At 60.0% G+C, this 19,807-nt stretch carries 20 protein-coding genes and 1 pseudogene; 12 read left to right on the top strand and 9 right to left on the bottom strand.

The annotated features are described in order from the left end of the window. Positions 1-9: 9 nt before the first annotated feature. Positions 10-906 (bottom strand): lysophospholipase, encoded by an 897-nt coding sequence (locus tag ACSQ8V_RS13780; protein WP_436206035.1) that lies wholly within the window; start codon positions 904-906, stop codon positions 10-12. 265 nt (positions 907-1,171) lie between these two features. Here ACSQ8V_RS13780 and ACSQ8V_RS13775 point away from each other — a divergent pair, with 265 nt between their 5' ends. From ACSQ8V_RS13775 to ACSQ8V_RS13765, 3 genes are all read left to right on the top strand, one after another. Then, positions 1,172-1,921: an electron transfer flavoprotein subunit beta/FixA family protein gene (locus ACSQ8V_RS13775; protein ID WP_213769047.1), complete on the top strand. Its 750-nt coding sequence runs from the start codon at positions 1,172-1,174 to the stop codon at positions 1,919-1,921. 13 nt (positions 1,922-1,934) lie between these two features. Beyond that, positions 1,935-2,870 carry an electron transfer flavoprotein subunit alpha/FixB family protein gene (locus ACSQ8V_RS13770; protein WP_436206034.1) on the top strand — a complete coding sequence of 312 codons (936 nt, stop codon included), beginning with the start codon at positions 1,935-1,937 and terminating at the stop codon, positions 2,868-2,870. Between the two features lie 94 nt (positions 2,871-2,964). Next, complete coding sequence (locus ACSQ8V_RS13765; protein ID WP_436206033.1) at positions 2,965-4,755, top strand: acyl-CoA dehydrogenase; 1,791 nt, start codon at positions 2,965-2,967, stop codon at positions 4,753-4,755. Positions 4,756-4,861: 106 nt separating this feature from the next. On the opposite strand, the gene ACSQ8V_RS13760 is transcribed toward ACSQ8V_RS13765, so the two are convergent. Further along, positions 4,862-6,154: a D-amino acid dehydrogenase gene (locus ACSQ8V_RS13760; protein WP_436206032.1), complete on the bottom strand. Its 1,293-nt coding sequence runs from the start codon at positions 6,152-6,154 to the stop codon at positions 4,862-4,864. A gap of 150 nt (positions 6,155-6,304) precedes the next feature. Here ACSQ8V_RS13760 and ACSQ8V_RS13755 point away from each other — a divergent pair, with 150 nt between their 5' ends. Beyond that, complete coding sequence (locus ACSQ8V_RS13755; protein WP_158938338.1) at positions 6,305-6,793, top strand: Lrp/AsnC ligand binding domain-containing protein; 489 nt, start codon at positions 6,305-6,307, stop codon at positions 6,791-6,793. Positions 6,794-6,862: 69 nt separating this feature from the next. Further along, positions 6,863-7,956, top strand: a pseudogene (locus tag ACSQ8V_RS13750) (PA0069 family radical SAM protein). A gap of 122 nt (positions 7,957-8,078) precedes the next feature. Here the strand turns inward: ACSQ8V_RS13750 and ACSQ8V_RS13745 are convergent. Together ACSQ8V_RS13745 and ACSQ8V_RS13740 are read right to left on the bottom strand one after the other, a co-directional pair. Further along, entirely contained in the window at positions 8,079-8,573 is a 495-nt protein-coding gene (locus ACSQ8V_RS13745) for an NINE protein (RefSeq protein ID WP_436206031.1), read from the bottom strand. 178 nt (positions 8,574-8,751) lie between these two features. After that, entirely contained in the window at positions 8,752-9,945 is a 1,194-nt protein-coding gene (locus ACSQ8V_RS13740) for a PQQ-dependent sugar dehydrogenase (RefSeq protein WP_436206030.1), read from the bottom strand. Positions 9,946-10,170: 225 nt separating this feature from the next. Here ACSQ8V_RS13740 and rpsP point away from each other — a divergent pair, with 225 nt between their 5' ends. The 6 genes from rpsP to ACSQ8V_RS13710 all read left to right on the top strand — a co-directional run bounded on the left by rpsP (position 10,171) and on the right by ACSQ8V_RS13710 (position 14,477). After that, a complete protein-coding gene (rpsP, locus tag ACSQ8V_RS13735; protein ID WP_213769038.1) occupies positions 10,171-10,425 on the top strand; it encodes a 30S ribosomal protein S16 in 255 nt (84 codons plus the stop codon). A gap of 79 nt (positions 10,426-10,504) precedes the next feature. Then, a complete protein-coding gene (gene rimM, locus ACSQ8V_RS13730) occupies positions 10,505-11,212 on the top strand; it encodes a ribosome maturation factor RimM (protein WP_213769037.1) in 708 nt (235 codons plus the stop codon). 27 nt (positions 11,213-11,239) lie between these two features. Beyond that, positions 11,240-12,010 carry a tRNA (guanosine(37)-N1)-methyltransferase TrmD gene (gene trmD / locus ACSQ8V_RS13725; RefSeq protein ID WP_089163344.1) on the top strand — a complete coding sequence of 257 codons (771 nt, stop codon included), beginning with the start codon at positions 11,240-11,242 and terminating at the stop codon, positions 12,008-12,010. Between the two features lie 141 nt (positions 12,011-12,151). After that, positions 12,152-12,541: a 50S ribosomal protein L19 gene (gene rplS, locus ACSQ8V_RS13720; RefSeq protein WP_213769036.1), complete on the top strand. Its 390-nt coding sequence runs from the start codon at positions 12,152-12,154 to the stop codon at positions 12,539-12,541. 196 nt (positions 12,542-12,737) lie between these two features. Further along, a complete protein-coding gene (locus ACSQ8V_RS13715; RefSeq protein WP_213769053.1) occupies positions 12,738-13,424 on the top strand; it encodes a CoA pyrophosphatase in 687 nt (228 codons plus the stop codon). A 114-nt stretch (positions 13,425-13,538) separates the two neighbouring features. After that, positions 13,539-14,477 (top strand): CobD/CbiB family protein, encoded by a 939-nt coding sequence (locus ACSQ8V_RS13710; RefSeq protein ID WP_213769035.1) that lies wholly within the window; start codon positions 13,539-13,541, stop codon positions 14,475-14,477. Between the two features lie 37 nt (positions 14,478-14,514). Here the strand turns inward: ACSQ8V_RS13710 and ACSQ8V_RS13705 are convergent, their stop codons facing one another. The 3 genes from ACSQ8V_RS13705 to ACSQ8V_RS13695 all read right to left on the bottom strand — a co-directional run bounded on the left by ACSQ8V_RS13705 (position 14,515) and on the right by ACSQ8V_RS13695 (position 17,098). Beyond that, on the bottom strand, positions 14,515-14,841 hold the full coding sequence (locus ACSQ8V_RS13705; RefSeq protein ID WP_213769034.1) for a putative signal transducing protein: 327 nt from the start codon (positions 14,839-14,841) through the stop codon (positions 14,515-14,517). Positions 14,842-14,906: 65 nt separating this feature from the next. Then, positions 14,907-15,833, bottom strand: a complete 927-nt coding sequence (gene rsgA / locus ACSQ8V_RS13700; protein ID WP_436206029.1) for a ribosome small subunit-dependent GTPase A — start codon at positions 15,831-15,833, stop codon at positions 14,907-14,909. Then, positions 15,830-17,098 (bottom strand): M48 family metallopeptidase, encoded by a 1,269-nt coding sequence (locus ACSQ8V_RS13695; protein ID WP_436206028.1) that lies wholly within the window; start codon positions 17,096-17,098, stop codon positions 15,830-15,832. The genes rsgA and ACSQ8V_RS13695 overlap by 4 nt, the downstream gene beginning before the upstream one ends. A 136-nt stretch (positions 17,099-17,234) precedes the next feature. Here ACSQ8V_RS13695 and orn point away from each other — a divergent pair, with 136 nt between their 5' ends. Further along, positions 17,235-17,873, top strand: a complete 639-nt coding sequence (gene orn, locus ACSQ8V_RS13690; protein ID WP_436206027.1) for an oligoribonuclease — start codon at positions 17,235-17,237, stop codon at positions 17,871-17,873. 12 nt (positions 17,874-17,885) lie between these two features. Here the strand turns inward: orn and mog are convergent, their stop codons facing one another. Both mog and yjgA read right to left on the bottom strand, forming a co-directional pair. After that, positions 17,886-18,506: a molybdopterin adenylyltransferase gene (gene mog, locus ACSQ8V_RS13685; RefSeq protein ID WP_436206026.1), complete on the bottom strand. Its 621-nt coding sequence runs from the start codon at positions 18,504-18,506 to the stop codon at positions 17,886-17,888. Next, positions 18,490-19,137 carry a ribosome biogenesis factor YjgA gene (gene yjgA, locus ACSQ8V_RS13680; protein ID WP_436206025.1) on the bottom strand — a complete coding sequence of 216 codons (648 nt, stop codon included), beginning with the start codon at positions 19,135-19,137 and terminating at the stop codon, positions 18,490-18,492. The genes mog and yjgA overlap by 17 nt, the downstream gene beginning before the upstream one ends. Positions 19,138-19,807: the final 670 nt, after the last annotated feature.

The following is a 19,807-nucleotide window of genomic DNA, read 5'->3' as shown; positions in this document are numbered from 1 at the left end:
GCCGCGACCCTACATGCGCGAACGCTGAAGCTCGGCACGCACGAGCGTCCAGTCGATCAGCGCCTTGATCACCCGATCCCGGTCGAGGTCGTTGAGCGTCTCGTGATAACTGCCTTCCAGTATCAACAGGGTGGTATCCGTGGAACCGGTGTTGGCTTCGAATTCGCGGCTGCCGTCGGGGTTGGTGAGCGCGTCCTTCGTGCCGTGAAACACGAAGAGCGGCAAGTCGATGGACCCGCGTCGTGCAGCGATGCGGCGCATGGCGGCCACTATCTGCGCCGCCGTCCTGGCCGGTATTGGCCGATGATGCACCAGCGGATCCCGCCGGTTCGCCTCGACCACGCCGTGGGCGCGGGACAACGCGGCTGGATCAATGGTCAGGGCGGGGAAACGTGGCATCACGCGGCTGATCAGGCCGCCCAGCTTGAGCTTCCAGCGCGGCGCGTCGGCCGGGGTTTTAAGCGCGGCGCTCGACAGGATCAGGCCGGCCAGCTTCCGGCCGCTTTCCGGCAAGCGCTCGGCAGCATAAAGCGCCGCGATTGCGCCACCCATGCTATGCCCCATCAGGAACAGCGGGATCTTGAGCGGCGCGGTTGTGTCCGCAGCGTTGAGGAGCGCGCCGGTGTCGAGCAGATAGTCGTCGAAGGCGTTGATCCACACACGTTCGCCCGGCGATTTACCGTGGCCACGCAGATCCGCGGCAATCAATTCGATGCCTGCCGCGTTCAGGCGCAGCGCGAAGGCGTCGTATCGGCGAGCATGTTCGGCCAGCCCGTGCACCAGTGCGATTCGCGCCAGCGGTTTGGGGAATGTGGCGGCGGCTTGCCATCGATGAAGATGAAGGTCGATGCCATCGGCAGTGGCAATGCTGCTGGTCGAATACGTGCTGTGCGAGGGTTTTTGCATGGCCTGTCGGCAAAATCGGATTCCGCAGATGATAGTCCCGATGCGTGGGCGGAAAAGTCGGGAATGCGCCGTTTAGAGCGCATTCCCGATTGTCATCCATGCTGTTCCATGCGTAAAATCGAACGATCGTGCTGTAAAAAATAAGCATCTACTGATTGTGCAAAGCCTGACGGACTCCTCGCGAGTCTGCCGTAAGCATTCGGCGGCGGGAGTCACTCGTTATAATGGGCTTGGGATGATGTATTCGTAACTTAGGAGCGTGTGCATGAAAATCTTGGTGCCAGTCAAACGCGTGGTCGACTACAACGTGAAAGTCCGGGTCAAGCCGGATGGCAGCGCAGTGGACATCGCGAACGTGAAGATGTCGATGAATCCGTTCGATGAAATCGCCGTGGAAGAAGCCGTGCGTCTGCGTGAAGCGGGCGTGGCGACGGAAGTGATCGCGGTATCGTGCGGCGTGACGCAATGTCAGGAGACGCTGCGCACTGCCATGGCGATCGGTGCGGATCGCGCGATTCTGGTCGAATCGACTGAGGAATTGCAGCCGTTGGCGGTGGCGAAGATTTTGAAGGCGCTGGTCGATAAAGAGCAGCCGCAACTGATCATCCTCGGCAAGCAAGCCATTGACGATGACTCGAATCAGACGGGGCAGATGCTCGCCGCATTGGCCGGTTTGCCGCAAGCGACGTTCGCCTCGAAAGTGACGGTCGCCGACGGTCGCGCCACGGTCGCGCGTGAAGTCGATGGCGGTTCGGAAACGCTTTCCCTGACGTTGCCGGCTGTGATTACCACGGACTTGCGCCTGAACGAGCCGCGCTACGTGACGCTGCCCAACATCATGAAGGCCAAGAAGAAGCCGATGGAAACGTTGAAGCCCGCGGACCTCGGTGTCGACGTCACGCCGCGCCTGAAGACGCTCAAAGTGGCTGAACCGCCGCAGCGCTCTGCAGGCGTGAAGGTGCCGGACGTGAAGACGCTGGTCGAGAAGTTGAAGACCGAAGCCAAGGTTCTGTGAGGGAGTTTCCAAAGTGACTATTCTTGTAATTGCAGAACACGACAACGAGTCGATCAAATCGGCGACGTTGAACACCATCGCGGCGGCGCAGAAGATCGGTGGCGATATCCACGTGCTGATCGCAGGCTCGAACGCGCAAGCAGCAGCCGATGCAGCGGCAAAGATTGTGGGCGTAGCGAAGGTATTGCTTGCCGACGCACCGCAACTCGCCGATGGCCTGGCCGAGAACATCGACGCAACGGTGGTTCAGATCGCGAAGAACTACACGCATATCCTGGCGCCGGCGACCCCGTACGGTAAGAACATCGCCCCGCGCATTGCAGCGCATCTGGATGTGGCGCAGATCAGCGACATCACGGCTGTAGATTCGCCGGATACCTTCGAGCGTCCGATCTACGCGGGCAACGCAATCGCGACGGTTCAATCGAGCGATGCGATCAAGGTCATTACGGTGCGCACTACGGGTTTCGATCCTGTGGCAGCAGAAGGCGGCAGTGCATCGGTGGAGAAGATCGAAGCCTCGGCGGACACGGGTATCTCCAAGTTCGTGAGCCGCGAGTTGACGAAGCTGGACCGGCCGGAACTGACGTCGGCGAAGATTATCGTGTCGGGTGGGCGGGGTTTGGGCAACGGCGAGAACTACACGAAAGTGCTCGAACCGCTGGCGGACAAACTCGGCGCGGCGCTGGGCGCATCGCGTGCGGCAGTCGATGCAGGGTTTGTTCCGAACGACTATCAGGTCGGTCAAACCGGCAAGATTGTTGCGCCTAACTTGTATGTTGCCGTCGGTATCTCGGGCGCGATCCAGCATTTGGCGGGGATGAAGGACAGCAAGGTTATCGTGGCGATCAACAAGGACGCGGAAGCCCCGATCTTTGGCGTGGCGGACTATGGACTCGTGGGCGATTTGTTTACGGTCGTGCCGGAACTCGTGAAAGAACTTGGCTGATTGTTCTTAGACCCACTGGCTGGAAAGAAAGCAGGACCGCAAAAAGGGGCGACATACGTGCGCCCCTTTTCACATCTGTTGGGGGAGACAAGTCATGAGCTATAGAGCGCCCGTCAAGGACATGCTGTTCGTGATGAAGGAACTAGCCGATATAGAAAGCATCGCGGCATTGCCGGGTTTCGAGGACGCCAGTCTCGACACCGCGCAGGCCGTACTCGAAGAAGCCGCGCGCTTTAACAACGAAGTCGTCGCGCCGTTGAATTTCGAAGGCGACAAGAATCCGAGCTTCTGGAAGAACGGCGAGGTCACGACCACGCCAGGTTTCAAGGAGGCTTTCCGCCAGTTCGGCGAAGGTGGCTGGCAGGGCGTGCTGCATCCGGTCGAATACGAAGGCCAGGGGTTGCCCAAGCTGATCGCGACGCCTTGCATCGAAATGTTGAACGCGGCGAATTTGTCGTTTGCGTTGTGTCCGCTGCTTACCGATGGCGCTATCGAAGCACTGCTAACCGCCGGGACCGAGGAGCAAAAACAGCTCTTTGTACCCAAGCTGATTTCGGGCGTTTGGACCGGCACGATGAACCTCACCGAGCCGCAAGCAGGCTCCGATCTCGCGCTGGTCCGCACGCGCGCCGAGCCGCAAGGCGACGGCACGTTCAAGGTGTTCGGCACGAAGATCTTCATTACCTACGGCGAGCACGACATGGCGAAGAACATCGTCCATCTCGTGCTGGCGCGCACGCCCAACGCGCCTGACGGCGTGAAGGGCATCTCGCTCTTCCTCGTACCCAAATTCCTGACCGATGAAAACGGCACGCTCGGCGCTCGCAACGACGTGCATTGCGTATCGATTGAACACAAGCTCGGGATCAAGGCGAGTCCGACCGCCGTGCTGCAATTCGGCGATCACGGCGGCGCCATTGGCCAGTTGATCGGCGAGGAAAATCGCGGACTGGAGTACATGTTCATCATGATGAACGCGGCGCGGTTCGCGGTCGGAGTGCAGGGCGTGGGCGTGTCGGAGCGGGCGTATCAGAAGGCCGTCGCATTCGCGAAGGATCGCGTGCAAAGCCGGCCGGTCGATGGTTCCGCCAAACAGCCGGTCTCGATCATTCATCACCCCGACGTGCGCCGCATGCTCTCCACCATGCGCGCGCTGACCGAAGCGTCGCGCGCGCTGGCTTACGTCGCGGCGGCGCATTGCGACCTCGCGCATCATCATCCCGATGAGGTTGCGCGGGCCAGCCATCAGGCGATCTACGAGTTTCTCGTGCCGATCGTGAAGGGCTGGAGTACCGAGCTTTCCATCGATGTCGCGAGCCTCGGCGTGCAGGTCCACGGCGGCATGGGGTTCATCGAAGAAACGGGCGCGGCGCAGTATTACCGCGATGCGCGCATTCTCACCATCTACGAAGGCACGACCGCTATTCAGGCCAACGACCTGATTGGCCGCAAGACCGTGCGTGACGGCGGCGCGACGGCGCAGGCGATTTTCGCGCAGATGGATCAGACCATCGCGCAGCTAGCCGAGCGTGAAGGGCAGGCGTTCAAGTCGATGCATCGGCATTTGAGTGCGGGAAGCTTGTCGCTGGCACGGGTGGTTGAGTTCATGGTGGCCAAGGTGAAAAGCGATCCGAACGCGGTCTTTGCCGGCAGCGTGCCGTATCTGAAGCTGGCAGGCATTGTATTGGGCGGATGGCAAATGGCGCGGGCGCTGCTGGTGGCGTCGGACAAGCGTGGCGAGGACGAAGCGTTTTATGGCGCCAAGATCGCGACGGCCCAGTTTTTCGCGGAGCATATCTTGTCGCAAGCACCGGGCATTGAAGCATCCGTCGTCAGTGCCAACGGGCAGGAAGGGTATCTGGCGCTGAGTGAGGATCAGTTCTGATTTGCTGAGCGTTCCAGCGCCCGTGGCACGAAAATGCCGTCCCTGACGAAAGTCAGGGACGGCATTTTTTAAAGCATGCGCTCGCAGCTACACGTGAAACTCCAACTCACGCACCTGCATACGACGGCCGCGCGCTCGTACGCGTCTCGCCGAGATATCGATGCACCGACAAATCGTCGGACTGGATCGCCGGCTGCTTGCCCGACATCAAGTCGGCCAGCAACTGGCCCGATCCGCACGACATGGTCCAACCCAGCGTGCCGTGGCCCGTGTTAAGGAACAGGTTCGGCAGCGGCGTACGGCCAACAATAGGCGTACCGTCCGGTGTCATGGGGCGCAAGCCGGTCCAGAACGATGCTTTCGCGGTATCGCCACCACCGGGGAACAGGTCGTTCACGCACATTTCCAGCGTTTCGCGACGCGCCTGGCTCAGCGATTTGTCGAAGCCGACAATCTCCGCCATTCCGCCGACGCGAATCCGGTCATCGAAACGGGTGATCGCGATCTTGTACGTTTCGTCGAGCACGGTGGAAACCGGCGCGGCACTTTCGTTCGCGATGGGTGCAGTGATCGAATAACCCTTCAGCGGATACACGGGGATATCGACAAGACTGCCCAGCAGTTTCGTGGAATAGGACCCGAGCGCAACAACGTATGAATCACCGCGAATGGTTTCTCCACCGCACTGCACGCCGGCGATTCGGCCGCCGCTTACCACGAGCGCGTCGATTGGCGTGTTGTAGCGGAACTTCACGCCCAACTGTTCGGCCATGGCGGCGAGGCGGGTGGTGAATTTCTGGCAATCGCCGGTTTCGTCGTTCGGCAGGCGCAAACCGCCGGTCAGCTTGTGCGATACGGCGGCAAGCGCCGGTTCCGCGTTTTGCAACTCAGCCGGCGTGAGCAATTCGAACGGCACGTTCGCATCGCGCAACACGGCGATGTCCTTCGCGGCGCCATCGAGTTGTTGCTGGGTCCGGAAAACCTGCAGCGTGCCACCGGTCCGGCCTTCGTAATTGATGCCGGTGTCCGCACGCAGCGCCTGCAGGCAATCGCGGCTGTATTCGGCCAGGCGCACCATGCGGCCCTTGTTGACCGAATAACGCGCCTGCGTGCAGTTCTGCAGCATCTGCCACATCCACTTCAATTGAAACGACGTTCCGTCCAGACGGATGGCGAGCGGCGCGTGTTTCTCGAACATCCATTTGATTGCTTTGAGCGGCACGCCGGGCGCGGCCCACGGCGACGCGTAACCGGGCGAGATCTGACCCGCGTTCGCGAAACTCGTTTCGAGCGCCGGTCCCGCTTCACGATCGATCACGGTCACTTCGTGCCCCGCGCGCGCCAGATAGTAGGCGCTCGTGACGCCGACAACACCGCTTCCCAGAATTACGACTCGCATGCCTTGCTCCGTGCAAAGTGTGTCCGCCGGTCATTCGCTTCGTTTCGACTGAAGCCGTGGTGAGTAGCGGGTTACATAGTGGTATCGACTATAGTATTGATACCGAGGCAGTTTTTGTTATTGTATTTATTCACTTTTCATTGGAAAACAATGAGAACGCAGCGAAATTCAGTACGAGAACTCGATAAGATCGATCGCCGAATCCTGAAAATCCTTCAGCAGGACGGCCGTATCGCGATGAAAGACCTGGCCGAGCAGGTCGGGCTCTCGGTGACGCCGTGCATCGAACGCGTCAAACGCATGGAGCGTGACCAGGTGATCGCGGGGTATTACGCGCGGGTGAATCCGCATCAGCTGGGCGCGTCGCTGCTGGTGTTCGTCGAGATCACGCTCGATCATAAAAGCGGCAACATGTTCGAGCAGTTTCGGCGCGAGGTGCAGCGCATTCCCGAGGTACTGGAATGTCATCTCGTTTCCGGTGATTTTGACTATCTGATCAAGGCGCGTATTGGTGAAATGGCCGATTACCGCAAGCTGCTCGGCGACATCCTGCTGCAACTGCCGGGCGCCGTGCAGTCGAAAAGCTATGTGGTGATGGAGGAAATCAAGGAAACGCTGACCATCGCGGTCGATGCCTGAAATGAGCTTGCGGTTGGGGTAATTTACTGTATATTTATACAGTACTTTCCTGCTTTCTATTTCCCGGCCATGGCTTCTCACGACCACGAATATCCTGTTGCTCCTCCCGCGCCGCTCAAGGGCCGAGGGGCGGTCACGAACCTTCAGGGCGTTACGAGAAAGACCAGCGCGAGCGTGTAGATGACGGCTGGACGCATATCAGCGAGAACGGGGAAACCGATGACGCACCGGTCCTGCGCACGCAAGTATTCGAGGAACGCGGGAAGAGCATTCTGACGCGCAATTCGTCACCGGATATTCCGTTCGGGGTGTCGCTTAACCCATACCGTGGCTGCGAGCACGGTTGTATCTATTGCTTCGCGCGGCCTACGCATAGTTATTTGGGGTTATCGCCGGGACTGGATTTCGAAAGCCGGATATACGCCAAGATCAATGCAGGCGAATTGCTCGAGCGGGAATTGGACAAACCGTCCTATCAGCCGGAGCCCATCGCGCTGGGCGTGATTACTGACGCGTATCAGCCCGTCGAACGGAATTTGCGGATCACGCGGCGGGTGATCGAGATACTGAGCGAGCGAGGGCATCCGTTCGCGGCAATCACGAAGTCGTCGCTGATCGAGCGGGATATCGACCTGCTCGCACCCATGGCGCAGAAGGGCCAGGTCATGGCCGCTATCACCATTACCACGCTCGATGCGGAGATCGCCCGCACGCTCGAACCGCGCGCAGCCACGCCTTCAAGAAGGCTGCGAACTATCCGGGCGCTGACCGAGGCGGGCATTCCGGTTGGAGTCAGCGTCGCGCCCATGATTCCGTTCGTCACGGAACCGGACATGGAGCGGGTGCTGGAAGCCTGCGCAGAAGCGGGTGCGACGAGTGCGAGTTACATTGTTTTGCGCTTGCCGTGGGAGGTGGCGCCGCTGTTCAAAGGCTGGCTCGCGGCACATTTCCCGGATCGGGCGGAACGGGTGATGGGGCGCGTGCGCGATATGCGTGGCGGCAAGGACTACGACTCGGATTTCTCGACGCGCATGAAAGGCGAAGGTTTATGGGCCGACATGCTCAAGCAGCGTTTTCATAACGCCACGAAGCGGCTTGGCCTGAATCAACGGCGGCGCGGAATTCTGGATATGTCGGAATTCGGCACGTTGAGAAGGCGGTGAGTAGAAATCCGCGTGCAGTCGTGGACACTGCGCAGATGACGTTGTTTTGAAGCATGGCCGTGGCCGTAGCCGTGGCGGTTTCCGGGCAGAGCCGCCACGACCCTTGCGCACTACTGCGACACTTATTGCGACAACTCTTTAGCTGCTTGAACCTGGCCTTCGAAGTAAGTCTGGAAGGTGACGGCAAGACCTGCCATCAGCAGGAGCGCGCCGAAGAACAAAGCAAAGATCACGACGAAAATGACTGTCCAGCCGGATTCGCTATGTTGACCAGTTTGCGCATTGAACTGAGCGTCCCATTTTTCATCGGGGCGCAAGCCGTAGACGATCGCCGACAAGAACGCCGCCAGCAGTGAAATGGCGCCGGGCACGACCAGGACCCAGCCCGCAATTGAAGCCCGATCCGTTGCCGCGAGCAGCATGTAACCGGCTACTCCCAGCAGGATGCCAACGATGTGCGCCCAGCCGAACTTGTCGCGCAAACCGTACAGATAAAAGCGATGCGCGCCGATACTGCCAAAAAAGAAGGCGAGCGCGGCGGTCAGCGTTTTCGAGCGGAAACGCCCGTTTGACGTCGGTTTCGATGGGTGCGTGGCAGTGGACGGCGAGTTGTTCATCGGGAAACGAAAAGGAAAATGCAGTGAGCAATGGACGCGGATTAGCACAAACGGCAACAGTTTTGCGCCGACGCGGCATTCTACGCCCGCGGGGTGGACGCTCACGCGGCTAAACGGCTAAACGGCTCAGCGCACGGCGACCGGGTCGCGGCGATGTCACTGCAAGATCACGGCAGCGTCAAGGTTGCGCGTACGTAATCCGGTAGATTGCGCCCGCGTAGTCGTCGCTGACGAGAAGCGAGCCGTCGGGCATTGGCAGGACATCGGCGGGGCGGCCCCACACATCTTCCTTCGGACGGAGCCAGCCTTGCGCGAACGGCTCCATGCGCGGCTTCTCGCCATTCGCACCCACCACAATCCTTACTACGCGATATCCCACCTTCGTGCTGCGGTTCCAGGACCCGTGTTCCGCGATGAATATGTTGTTCTTATAGTCGGCGGGAAACATGGTGCCTGTATAGAAGCGCATGCCGAGCGATGCCACGTGTGCGCCCAGCTTGACGACCGGCGGTGTGAATCCGGAGCACGGATGGCCGGCGCCGAATTCAGGGTCCGCAACGTCGCCGCCGTGGCAATAAGGGTAACCGAAGTCCATGCCGGCCTTTGGCGCGTGGTTGAGCTTGTCGTCGGGAATATCGTCGCCGAGCATGTCGCGGCCGTTGTCGGTGAACCAGAGCTCTTTCGTCCGCGGATCCCAGTCGAAACCCACCGTGTTGCGCACGCCGTTCGCAAACACTTCGTAGTCGGTGCCATCCGGGTTCATCCGGGCGATCAGTGCGTACCGTTTGCGATCCGGATTGCAAATGTTGCACGGCGCGCCGGTTGGCACATACAGCTTGCCGTCCGGGCCGAACGCGATGAATTTCCAGCCGTGTGACCGGTCGGAAGGCAGTTTGTCAGTGACCACTACAGGCTTGGGCGGCGCGTCGAGGTGATCGTCTATGTCGTCGAAGCGCAGGATGCGGGAGATCGCGGAGACATAGAGCGCGCCGTTGCGGAACGTCACGCCCGCGGGCTCGTCCAGACCCGACGCGATCACGTGTTTCGCTGTCACGCGTCCGTCCTTCAACTCGAGCGCGTACACGTGCCCGTCGAGGCTGCCGGCATACAGCACGCCTTTAGGCGACAAAGCCATGGCGCGGGCGCTCGGGACGTCGTCGGAGAGAACAGCGATGCTGAAGCCCGGCGGCAGCTTGATCTCATCAACCGGCAGTGCCGCATGGGCGCCGCTGGCGATCAACGAACCGGCCAGCGCGATCAGCAAATTCGCCGCTAAAAACGCAGAACGCGCCAGAGATCGGGTGACACTGCGGACAAAACCGCGAGCCCGAGGCGAATCATCGTAAGAGAAAGCTTTACCGGTGAAAGTCATGAGCGAGTTCAAATCTGTCTCCCCAAAATGACACCCCGCGCTGCCGCGCGAAGTCTTGAAAAATCCGCTTTGCGCCGTGTCAGAGCGGGCGATGGCCGGTTCAACGACATGCGTCAGGCCACGTTCCATCTTGATTAATCGACGCAAGTGTTTGTTAAGGCTCCGTTTTGCCGCTATAATCGCGTGTTTTGGTAGTTCCGAACCCCGGTTTTCAAGGATTTCAGCATGGTTATCATCCGCTTGGCTCGTGGCGGCTCCAAGAAGCGCCCGTTTTACAATATCGTTGCAACCGATTCGCGTAGCCGCCGTGATGGCCGCTTCATCGAACGCGTGGGTTTTTACAACCCGATCGCGACCAAAGGCGAATCGCTGCGTATCGCTCAGGACCGCCTGACATACTGGCAAGACAACGGCGCGCAGATGTCGCCGACGGTTGCACGTCTGGTCAAGCAATCGCAACAAGCTCAGCCGGCTGCTTAAGTGCGCTTGCTGCAGTCGATCGTTCGGGTACTTGTGATCCGATCGATTCCAGCTGCCGAGGTTCGCGGGAGATTGGCTCATGTCGACGCGTGATTCTGCTTCAGACTCAGGTTTGACAGCCGCACGTGGCGAAAAATCTGAGCCGAACGAAGCCACGTTTGGCGCGTTTGTCCGCAAGCCGGCAGCGCGTCGCGTGGCTATCGACGCTTCAGATAGCGCGGGATCGATCGAGCCTGTAGAAAGTTTGCCTGATGACGCCATTGAAGTGGGTGCGATCGTCGACGCTTACGGACTGAAGGGCTGGGTCAAGATTGCGCCGCACGCGCATGCGGGTCATGGCGGTGACGCAATGCTCGCGGCAAAGCGCTGGTGGCTGGTCAAGGGAAGCGAGCGCAAGGTGGTTCGGTGTCTGCAGTCCAAAGTGCATAGTGACACGGTCGTTGCGCACTTTGCCGGCTGCGATGACCGCGAGACGGCGTATGCGTTGCGTGGTCACAGTATCCATGTGTTGCGCAGCGACTTCCCGAAGCTGACCGGTGATGACGAATTCTACTGGGTCGATCTGATCGGCCTCGACGTCGTGAATGACGCGGACGTGGCTTTAGGCCAGGTCGCGAGCATGATCGACAACGGCGCGCATTCCATCATGCGCGTGGAATTTCCGACTACGGGCAAGGACGGTTCGCCCGCCACTGGCGAACGGCTGATTCCGTTCGTTGGCGTATATGTCAAAACAGTGGATCTGGCGGCGCGCAGGATTGTCGTCGACTGGGACGCTGACTATTGATTGATCGATTATTTCAAGGAGAGAGCGATGCAGTTTGACGTCGTGACGCTCTTTCCCGAGATGTTTCGCGCGCTGACCGATTGGGGTATTACCAGCCGGGCAGTGAAGCAGGAACGGTTTGGTCTGCGCACGTGGAATCCTCGTGATTTCACCACGGACAATTATCGAACCATCGATGATCGTCCGTACGGCGGTGGCCCCGGCATGGTCATGCTGGCAAGGCCGCTGGAAGACGCGATTTCGGCTGCGAAAGCGGCGCAGGCGGAGCAGGGCATCAGCGGATCGCGTGTGGTGATGATGTCGCCGCAAGGGAAAACGCTGAATCATGAGCGGGTGATGCAATTCGCTCAGGAGCCGGGTCTCGTCGTGCTGTGCGGCCGTTACGAAGCCATCGACCAGCGCCTGATCGATCGTGTGGTTGACGAAGAAGTGAGTCTCGGCGACTTCGTGTTGTCGGGCGGCGAATTGCCGGCCATGGCGCTCATGGACGCAGTGGTGCGCCAGTTGCCCGGCGTGCTGAACGACTCGCAGTCGGCTGTGCAGGACAGTTTCGTCGACGTGCTGCTCGATTGCCCGCACTACACACGCCCGGAAGAATACGGCGGTGTGCGGGTTCCGGATGTGCTGCTTGGCGGCCATCACAAGGAAATCGAGGCATGGCGCCGGCGTGAGGCGCTCAAGAATACGCAGGAAAAGCGGCCCGATCTGATCGAGCGGGCGCGCAAGGCTAAAATGTTGAGCCGTGTCGATGAGACATGGCTCGCAAGTCTCGCCAAGGAACGATCGAAAGCGCAGTAGGCTTTGGAAGGCAAATACAAGGCGAGACGAAAGGGTGGTGCCAGGCTTGTGAATTCAAGCGGGCGCCAGATGTGAACCCATCCTCTACCGGGGCCACTAATATGGCAAACAACTCCGGCAAGATGGCTCCAGGAGTCAGTAATGAATCTGATTGAACAACTAGAGCAGGAAGAAATCGCGCGCGCGCTCGGCGAGAAGACCATCCCCGCATTCGCCCCCGGCGATACGGTGATCGTTAGCGTCAACGTAGTTGAAGGTACGCGCAAGCGTGTCCAGGCTTACGAAGGCGTTGTGATCTCGAAGCGCAACCGTGGTTTGAACTCGAATTTCATCGTCCGCAAGATTTCGTCGGGCGAAGGCGTCGAGCGTACGTTCCAGACTTACTCGCCGATCTTGGCGAGCATTGTCGTGAAGCGTCGCGGCGACGTGCGTCGTGCAAAGCTGTACTACCTGCGCGATCGTTCGGGCAAGTCGGCTCGGATCAAGGAAAAGCTCGTGTTGAAAGACCGCAGCGCTTCCAAGGCGCAGTAACTGCACCGAAGCTGTACCGGAAAAAAGCACCTTCACGGGTGCTTTTTCCGTTGGTGTGGTCAAATCGTGTCTTGCCGTCTCGTGCGCTTTACTCGAGTCTTATTTGCGTCCTGACCGCAACGTTTTTTCAAAACGAGAATCAGAACCAGACCTAGACCTACCCAAGAACTAAAAGCCCCACGTGCCTCCGACCAAGCTGTCGACTCCCCGAATCCTCGAGCCTGAGATCTTGCCGATCGAATCGACCGGCGCAGATCTGCCGCCTGTGCGCGGCGAACGCCTGACGCCGGCCGGACTGCGCGCGCGCTTCAAGCAGACGCTCGACTGGACGCCGGACGCGCGCGACGACCGGATCAAGGCGCTGGGTGGCGATCCACGGGTGGCATCAGTGCTGATTGCGCTGGTTTTGCGGGAGACCGGCCTGAGCGTGCTGCTCACCCAACGTGCCGACCATCTTTCGAATCACGCGGGGCAGATCAGCTTTCCGGGAGGACGTCGCGAGCCGGAAGATATCGACGCCGCGGCGACCGCGCTTCGCGAAGCGCAAGAGGAAGTGGGCCTTGAGGCGAAGCACGTGGAAGTGCTCGGTGAGTTGCCGGACTATCTGACGGGCACGGGTTTTTGCGTGACGCCGGTCGTGGCGCTGGTGCATCCCCCGTTTGAACTGCACGCCGATACCCTCGAAGTCGCCGATATCTTCGAGGTCCCGCTCGCATTTCTCATGAACCCGGCCAATCACCAGGTCCGCGTGTTTCGTTGGGAAGGCGGCGAGCGTCGTTTTTTTGCGATGCCTTTTTCACCCGCCGAGAATGTGGCTCCGTATTTCATCTGGGGCGTAACGGCGGGTATGTTACGCAATTTCTATCGCTTTCTCGCGGCTTGACGCCTAACGTGCAGAGGCTCGGCTAGCCATGCAGCCGATGTGTCCCTCTGGCGCGGACGGTGCTGTGCTATCTTTACAAGAAATTCGTAAAACTCGAGTGTCTCGGCGCATCGCATGACTTTTTTCTCGGTATTACTGGCTCTCATCATTGAGCAGTTGCGCGCGCTCTCGCCGCAGAACCCCATTTCGGCGTTGCTTCAGTACCATGCGGAATCCGCGGCTCATGGCTTCGATGCCGGCAAGCAGCGGCACGGCGTGCTCGCCTGGCTAGTGGTCGTGGTGCCATGGACATTAGCCGTCGGGCTTGTCTACTACGTGCTCTATCGCATCAACTTCGCGCTGGCGTTCCTGTGGAACGTCGTGATCGTGTATTTCACGTTGGGCTTCCGGCAGTTCAGCCACTATTTCACCGATATCCATCTTGCCCTGAACAATGACGACGTGCCCCGCGCTCGCGAGGTTCTCAATGAGTGGACCGGCATTGATACGCTTGATATGCCCGTCAGCGAGATCGTTCGGCATACCCTGGTTCATGCGGTCGTGGCGTCGCATCGGCACGTGTTTGGCGTGTTCTTCTGGTTCCTGATTCCGATCGGACCGGCGGGCGCGGTGTTTTATCGGATCGCGGAGTATCTGGCGAGGTCGTGGGTCCAGCCGACTGATGAACGCACGCCGGCGTTTTCCACCTTCGCGCAGCGGGCGTTCTTTTTCATCGACTGGGTGCCGGCGCGGTTGACTGCGTTGGGCTTCGCCATTGTCGGGAATTTCGAGGACGCGATCTATGCCTGGCGCAACCACGCCCGGCAATGGCCCGATGCCAACGAAGGGGTTCTGCTCGCTGCCGGGAGCGGGGCGCTTGGAGCCCGCTTGGCGGGACCATTAGCGGAGCCGCTCAGCGTAGAGGCTTTGGCGGTTGGCGATGCAAGCCCGCTGCCCGTTGGCGATGACTGCACGCCGCGGACTTTGCAGTCTGCCGTCGGCCTCGTCTGGCGTGCCGTGATTCTCTGGATGCTGTTGTTGCTCATGCTCAGCATCGCGGTGTGGCTGGCCTGAAGCAACGCGCCTGACTTGAGGCGTTGTGTCCGTAGCCCTACTCGTCGTTCAGCGGGTCCCTCTCTGTCCCGCATTGCCAGCACACGGTGAATTGCGCTTCCAGCGGCTCACCGCATTGCTGGCAGCGCCATCCCCGGGCGTTGATCGCCGGGCCGCTTCGGGCGCGGTCCAGGATGCCTGTCGCCAATACCTCGTCACGATCATCCAGTATCCATATTTCCGGCGCGCATTGCTCCGCCGGAATCTCACCCATCGCACCGCTCAAGTAACGATTGTGTAACTCGCACGCTATCCCCGCTGTCGCCAGCACGTTCACCCAGTGATGCGCTGTAATCAGATTCGGAGCCCGCGTCAGTTTCTTCATCCCGTCGCAATCTGTTTTAGCGGTCTGTTTAGATGCAGTTGCGCATACTCATCAGGTCGATGAAATCATCGAACAATCTGGCTGGCTTCATGCACCAATTGCGCATACAACTGATGTCGCGCCGGCCTGATCTTGCCTTCCGCCATGGCGTCCAGAATCGCACAGCCCGGTTCATGCAGATGCCTGCAATTATAGAAGCGGCACTTGCCGAGGAACGGCCGGAAGTCCGCGAACGAACGCTCCAGCTGTCCCTCCGACAAGTGATGCAGTCCGAACTCCTGGAACCCCGGCGAATCGATCAGCGATCCTCCTCCCGGCAGCGGATACAGCCGCGTGAACGTGGTGGTGTGCCGGCCGCTGTTCAATGCCTTCGATATCTCCCGCGTCGCGACTTCGGCGTTCGGCACGAGGATATTCACCAGCGTCGACTTACCCATGCCCGATTGTCCGAGCAGCAAGGTGGCACGGTTGGCCAGTCGTGCATCGAGTTCTTCATGCACGTGCTCAGGCGCCGCTTTCGCCGATAGCTCCACCACCGTGTATCCAAGCTCCCGATACAACGCCAGCCTCTTGCGAGCGACCGCGAGTGGTCCTTCCATATCGATCTTGTTCAGCACGATCAACGGCTCGAGTCCGTGCGCCTCGGCGGCAATCAGCGCGCGCCCGAGCAAGTCTTCGCTGAAATGCGGCTCCGTGCCGAGCACGATCATCAATTGATCGAGATTGGCCGCGAAGAGCTTCGACTTGAACTGGTCGGACCGATAAAGCAGGTTGCGGCGCTCGCCAATCTCGACGATCACCCCTTGGTCGGCCGATGACTGCTCGTAACTCACCCGGTCGCCGACCGCTATCTCGCTACGCTTGCCACGCGGGAAGCATTGGAGCATGGCGCTGCCGTCGGCGGGGGCGACCAGATAATGCCGCCCGTGCGCGGCGATGACCTTTCCTTCGATGCGCGCGTTTGTCGCTTTCTTCGCGTTACCCGGCCTCATGCGGCGTACTGCATCAAGCGCTCGATGCGCTGCGATGCAGGCGGATGCGATGCATAAAACGCGGAGTAGAGCGGATCCGGCGTGAGCGTGGAGGCGTTGTCTTCATAGAGCTTGACCAGCGCGTTGACGAGGTCGCGCGGATCGGTCTGGCTCGCGGCGAACTCATCGGCTTCGAATTCATGTTTGCGCGAGCTCAGGCTGCCCAACGGCGTCACGAAGAACATGAAGACGGGCAATGCCAGCATGAACAACACGAGTGCGAGGCCGTTGTTGTTGCCCAGCAGCGATGGCCGCACGCCAAGTCCTTCATAGAACCATACGCATTGCGCCAGCCAGCCGAGCAGCGCAAGCATCGCGAGGCTGAGCACGAACGTGACGATCAGGCGCTTGATCACGTGGCGCCGCTTGAAGTGGCCGAGCTCGTGCGCGAGCACCGCTTCGATCTCGTTGCCGGAGAGCCGGGCGAGCAGGGTATCGAAGAAAACGATTCGCTTCGCCGCGCCGAAACCCGTGAAATACGCGTTGCCGTGCGCTGAACGGCGGCTGCCGTCCATGACGAACAAACCCTTCGCGGCGAACCCCGTGCGCGACATCAGGTTCTCGATGCGCGCCCGCAGCGCTTCATCTTTCAGCGGTTCGAACTTGTTGAACATCGGCGCGATAAACGTGGGGTACAGGATCAGCACCAGCATCTGGAACGCGACCAGCAGCACCCACGCCCACAGCCACCACAACGCGCCCGCCTGATTCATCAGCCACAGCGTCACGAACAGTACCGGCAAGCCGATCGCCGCGCCCAGCACGATGCCTTTCACCAGATCGAGGAAAAAGAGCTTTTTCGTCATCCGGTTGAAGCCGAATTTCTCTTCGATAACAAAGTGCCGGATATAGTCGAACGGCAGGTCCACCACGCTGGTAATTGCCACCACAATAGCCACCAGCGCCATTTGCCCCACATAACCGCGGCCGAGCCAGTCGGAGACGGCCAGTTCGATCTGCTGGATGCCGCCAAGCAGCGTTAGCGCGATCAGCAGCGCTGCGCTGATCACGACCTCGACCATGGTCAGGCGTGTGCGCTCGACGGTGTAATCGGCGGCGCGCTGGTGGGCGGCGAGCGGAATGGTCTGCAGGAACTGCGGCGGCACATCCTTGCGATGCGCGACGACGTGCCGGATCTGGCGCGATGCCAGCCACAGCTTGGTGCCGACCATGCCGACCAGCGCGACGACGAACACGACCGAGAAGGCGAGATTGAAATTGGACATCAGCGGAAACCCGATTGAAATATGCGCGATTGAATTATGCGAGAATTATAGGTTCTTGGCTGTCGTCGCGCGCGGTCTGTGTGATATCTAAAACCGCGCCTGGCAAGGCGTCAAACCCCTCTCAGGTTGCTCTCATATGGCCGATTCCGTGCTCGATCCCGCTTCTTCCCCAAGCTCCTCCGACCTCGTCCGCAGCGACATGAACCTCGTGTGGCTCGACATGGAGATGACGGGTCTCGAACCCGATACCGACCGCATTATCGAAATTGCGGTGGTGGTGACGAATTCGACGCTCGACAAACTCGTGGAAGGGCCGGTTCTGGCGATCCATCAGGACGAAACGGCGCTGGGCAAGATGGATGAATGGAACCGCAACACGCATGGCCGGTCGGGGCTGACGGAGCGCGTGCGGGCGTCGACGGTCGATGAAGCAGAGGCCATGCGGCAAATCCGCGAATTCCTGGGCCTGTATGTCCCGCCGGGCAAGTCGCCCATGTGCGGCAATTCCATCTGTCAGGACCGGCGTTTCATGGCCCGGTGGATGCCCGAACTGGAAACGTTTTTCCACTATCGCAACCTCGACGTCAGCACGCTCAAGGAATTGTGCCGCCGCTGGCAGCCGGCCATCTACAAGGGTTTTCAGAAGCGCGCGATGCATACGGCGCTCGCCGATATCCACGAATCTATCGACGAACTCAAGTACTACCGCGAGCATTTCCTGATTCCGTCGGCAGCGGGTAATGCCACGGCCGCCACCCCGACCACGTCGATTTAAGCGCGCAGAGGGTCAGGATTTTGGCGGCCGGATCGCGTTTTTCGGTCTGAACGCGGCCACTATTTCGGGCCGCGTTTCGATGTACGGACCGCCGATCAGATCGATGCAATAGGGCACGGCGGCAAAAATGCCCGGTACTTTGGATTTGCCTTCGGTGTCGCGTAGTCCTTCCAGCGTTTCGCGGATCGATTTCGGTTGTCCGGGCAAATTGACGATCAGCGCCGCGTGATCTGCCGTTTCGCGAATCACGGCCACTTGTCGCGACAAAATGGCTGTCGGGACGAAATTCAGGCTGATCTGGCGCATTTGTTCGCCGAAACCGGGCATTGGCTTTGTGGCGACTGCGAGCGTGGCTTCCGGCGTTACGTCGCGGCGTGACGGGCCTGTGCCGCCGGTGGTCAGGATGAGGTCGCAGCCGGTTTCATCGACGAGTTCGACCAGCGTGGCCGAGATGGTCGCCGCGTCGTCCTGGATCAGCCGGGTTTCCGCGCGCCAGGGCGAACTCAGTGCACTCGTGAGCCACTCTTGCAGCGATGGAATGCCCTTGTCCTCGTACACGCCCTGCGAAGCGCGGTCGCTGATCGACACCAGGCCGATCACCAATTCGTCGGGATGGTTACGCTTTGTAGCCATCGTCGTCTCGTTCGGGGAATTCGACGCCTTCGTCTTCATCTTCGCCTTCGATCAAGCTCTCGTCTTCTTCGTCTTCCACGCCCGCTGCGGTCTTGATCCATTGGAACAGTTCGCGGAAGTAGCGTGGCGGTTTGGCCTGTTCGCGTTCCTTGCGGGCGTTGCGGATCAGCGTGCGGCCTTCTTGCGGGTCGATGCCGGGGTGTTGGCGGATGAAATCGGTGAGGGCGGCGTCGTCGGCGAGGAGTTTTTCGCGGGTTCTTTCGATCCAGTGCAGCTTGGCTGTTTCGGCCCGGTTCACGCCGCGATATGAATCCAGCGCAGTGCGAATCGCTGCCGTTTCCTCGTCGGTCAGTGAGCGCATTACCCGTCCGACGTATTGCAGTTGCCGGCGTTTGCCTTCGTGGTCGGTGATGCGGCGGGCGGCGCGGACGGCGTCGTCGAGCTTTTCCGGCATGGGCATGCGTTTTAGCGCGTCTTTCGGCAGTTCGATCAGCGTTACGCCCAGTACTTGCAGCGCAAGCATGTCGCGTTTGAGCTGGGATTTGCTGGGACGGTCGTAGCCGTGCTCGCTGCCGTCCTGTTCGGAGGCCTCGGCCGGGTTTATCGGTTGCGTGCGGGTTTTACGGTTCATGCCGGTATTGTACAGGGGTGTTCGTTCGCACTCGGGGGTGGGTTTGGTGGGTTTGGGTTGGGGTTGCCAGGTTGGTGCTTTCGGCGTTAGTGGTCGGGGTCTATGCCGGGTTGGCCGGTTCTGAGGTTAGCGGTCGGGTTCAGTGCCGGGTTGGTGCTTTCGGCCTTAGTGGTCTGCGAGAGTTGGATTTTCTCTTTATCACTATTAGCCACTGTGCGTGGCGGCACGTCATTTCTTTGTCCAAAGCGACAAAGAAACGAAGCAAAGAAAGCGCTTTCAAACCGCGCTACCCTAAGTGTCCACAGCGTGCAGTTTTGATTCATAGGTGCCCCAAAAGCACGGTGCTCGCCAGAGCGGAGGATGTTTGAACCCCTCCTTCTCCGAACACCGATACCCACACGCTTCGCCACCAGTGATTGAACCTGCCCAAGGAGCACCCCGCGCTATCCGCGGACGCCAACCACCAACTATGTGCGCAACTCGAACCACGTCGCTAACCCCTCTGGAAACAAGACCGCGAAAATGCGTGAGGTCATAGTCGGCGAAAATAAGCGCGTGGTCCACGCAGTTAACCCGCCAACATGGAAGTGCCAATACGGAAGTGCCAATACGCGAGATGCAGTTGCCGGCGAAAACAACTGTTCAGACCACGTAGCCAACGCACCAAAAA

This window comes from Caballeronia sp. LjRoot31 (assembly GCF_964253885.1).
In the GTDB taxonomy this organism is placed as follows: Bacteria; Pseudomonadota; Gammaproteobacteria; order Burkholderiales; family Burkholderiaceae; genus Caballeronia.
Note: the sequence above shows the minus strand (reverse complement) of the source record. Positions and strands in the feature narration are given on the sequence as shown.

What these genes read in the sequence shown, in the direction of transcription:
- ACSQ8V_RS13780 (WP_436206035.1), bottom strand. Translation starts at nt 906, where the DNA reads ATGCAAAAACCCTCGCACAGCACGTATTCGACCAGCAGCATTGCCACT.
- ACSQ8V_RS13775 (WP_213769047.1), top strand. Translation starts at nt 1,172, where the DNA reads ATGAAAATCTTGGTGCCAGTCAAACGCGTGGTCGACTACAACGTGAAA.
- ACSQ8V_RS13765 (WP_436206033.1), top strand. Translation starts at nt 2,965, where the DNA reads ATGAGCTATAGAGCGCCCGTCAAGGACATGCTGTTCGTGATGAAGGAA.
- ACSQ8V_RS13760 (WP_436206032.1), bottom strand. Translation starts at nt 6,154, where the DNA reads ATGCGAGTCGTAATTCTGGGAAGCGGTGTTGTCGGCGTCACGAGCGCC.
- ACSQ8V_RS13755 (WP_158938338.1), top strand. Translation starts at nt 6,305, where the DNA reads ATGAGAACGCAGCGAAATTCAGTACGAGAACTCGATAAGATCGATCGC.
- ACSQ8V_RS13745 (WP_436206031.1), bottom strand. Translation starts at nt 8,573, where the DNA reads ATGAACAACTCGCCGTCCACTGCCACGCACCCATCGAAACCGACGTCA.
- ACSQ8V_RS13740 (WP_436206030.1), bottom strand. Translation starts at nt 9,945, where the DNA reads ATGACTTTCACCGGTAAAGCTTTCTCTTACGATGATTCGCCTCGGGCT.
- rpsP (WP_213769038.1), top strand. Translation starts at nt 10,171, where the DNA reads ATGGTTATCATCCGCTTGGCTCGTGGCGGCTCCAAGAAGCGCCCGTTT.
- rimM (WP_213769037.1), top strand. Translation starts at nt 10,505, where the DNA reads ATGTCGACGCGTGATTCTGCTTCAGACTCAGGTTTGACAGCCGCACGT.
- trmD (WP_089163344.1), top strand. Translation starts at nt 11,240, where the DNA reads ATGCAGTTTGACGTCGTGACGCTCTTTCCCGAGATGTTTCGCGCGCTG.
- rplS (WP_213769036.1), top strand. Translation starts at nt 12,152, where the DNA reads ATGAATCTGATTGAACAACTAGAGCAGGAAGAAATCGCGCGCGCGCTC.
- ACSQ8V_RS13710 (WP_213769035.1), top strand. Translation starts at nt 13,539, where the DNA reads ATGACTTTTTTCTCGGTATTACTGGCTCTCATCATTGAGCAGTTGCGC.
- ACSQ8V_RS13705 (WP_213769034.1), bottom strand. Translation starts at nt 14,841, where the DNA reads ATGAAGAAACTGACGCGGGCTCCGAATCTGATTACAGCGCATCACTGG.
- rsgA (WP_436206029.1), bottom strand. Translation starts at nt 15,833, where the DNA reads ATGAGGCCGGGTAACGCGAAGAAAGCGACAAACGCGCGCATCGAAGGA.
- ACSQ8V_RS13695 (WP_436206028.1), bottom strand. Translation starts at nt 17,098, where the DNA reads ATGTCCAATTTCAATCTCGCCTTCTCGGTCGTGTTCGTCGTCGCGCTG.
- orn (WP_436206027.1), top strand. Translation starts at nt 17,235, where the DNA reads ATGGCCGATTCCGTGCTCGATCCCGCTTCTTCCCCAAGCTCCTCCGAC.
- mog (WP_436206026.1), bottom strand. Translation starts at nt 18,506, where the DNA reads ATGGCTACAAAGCGTAACCATCCCGACGAATTGGTGATCGGCCTGGTG.
- yjgA (WP_436206025.1), bottom strand. Translation starts at nt 19,137, where the DNA reads ATGAACCGTAAAACCCGCACGCAACCGATAAACCCGGCCGAGGCCTCC.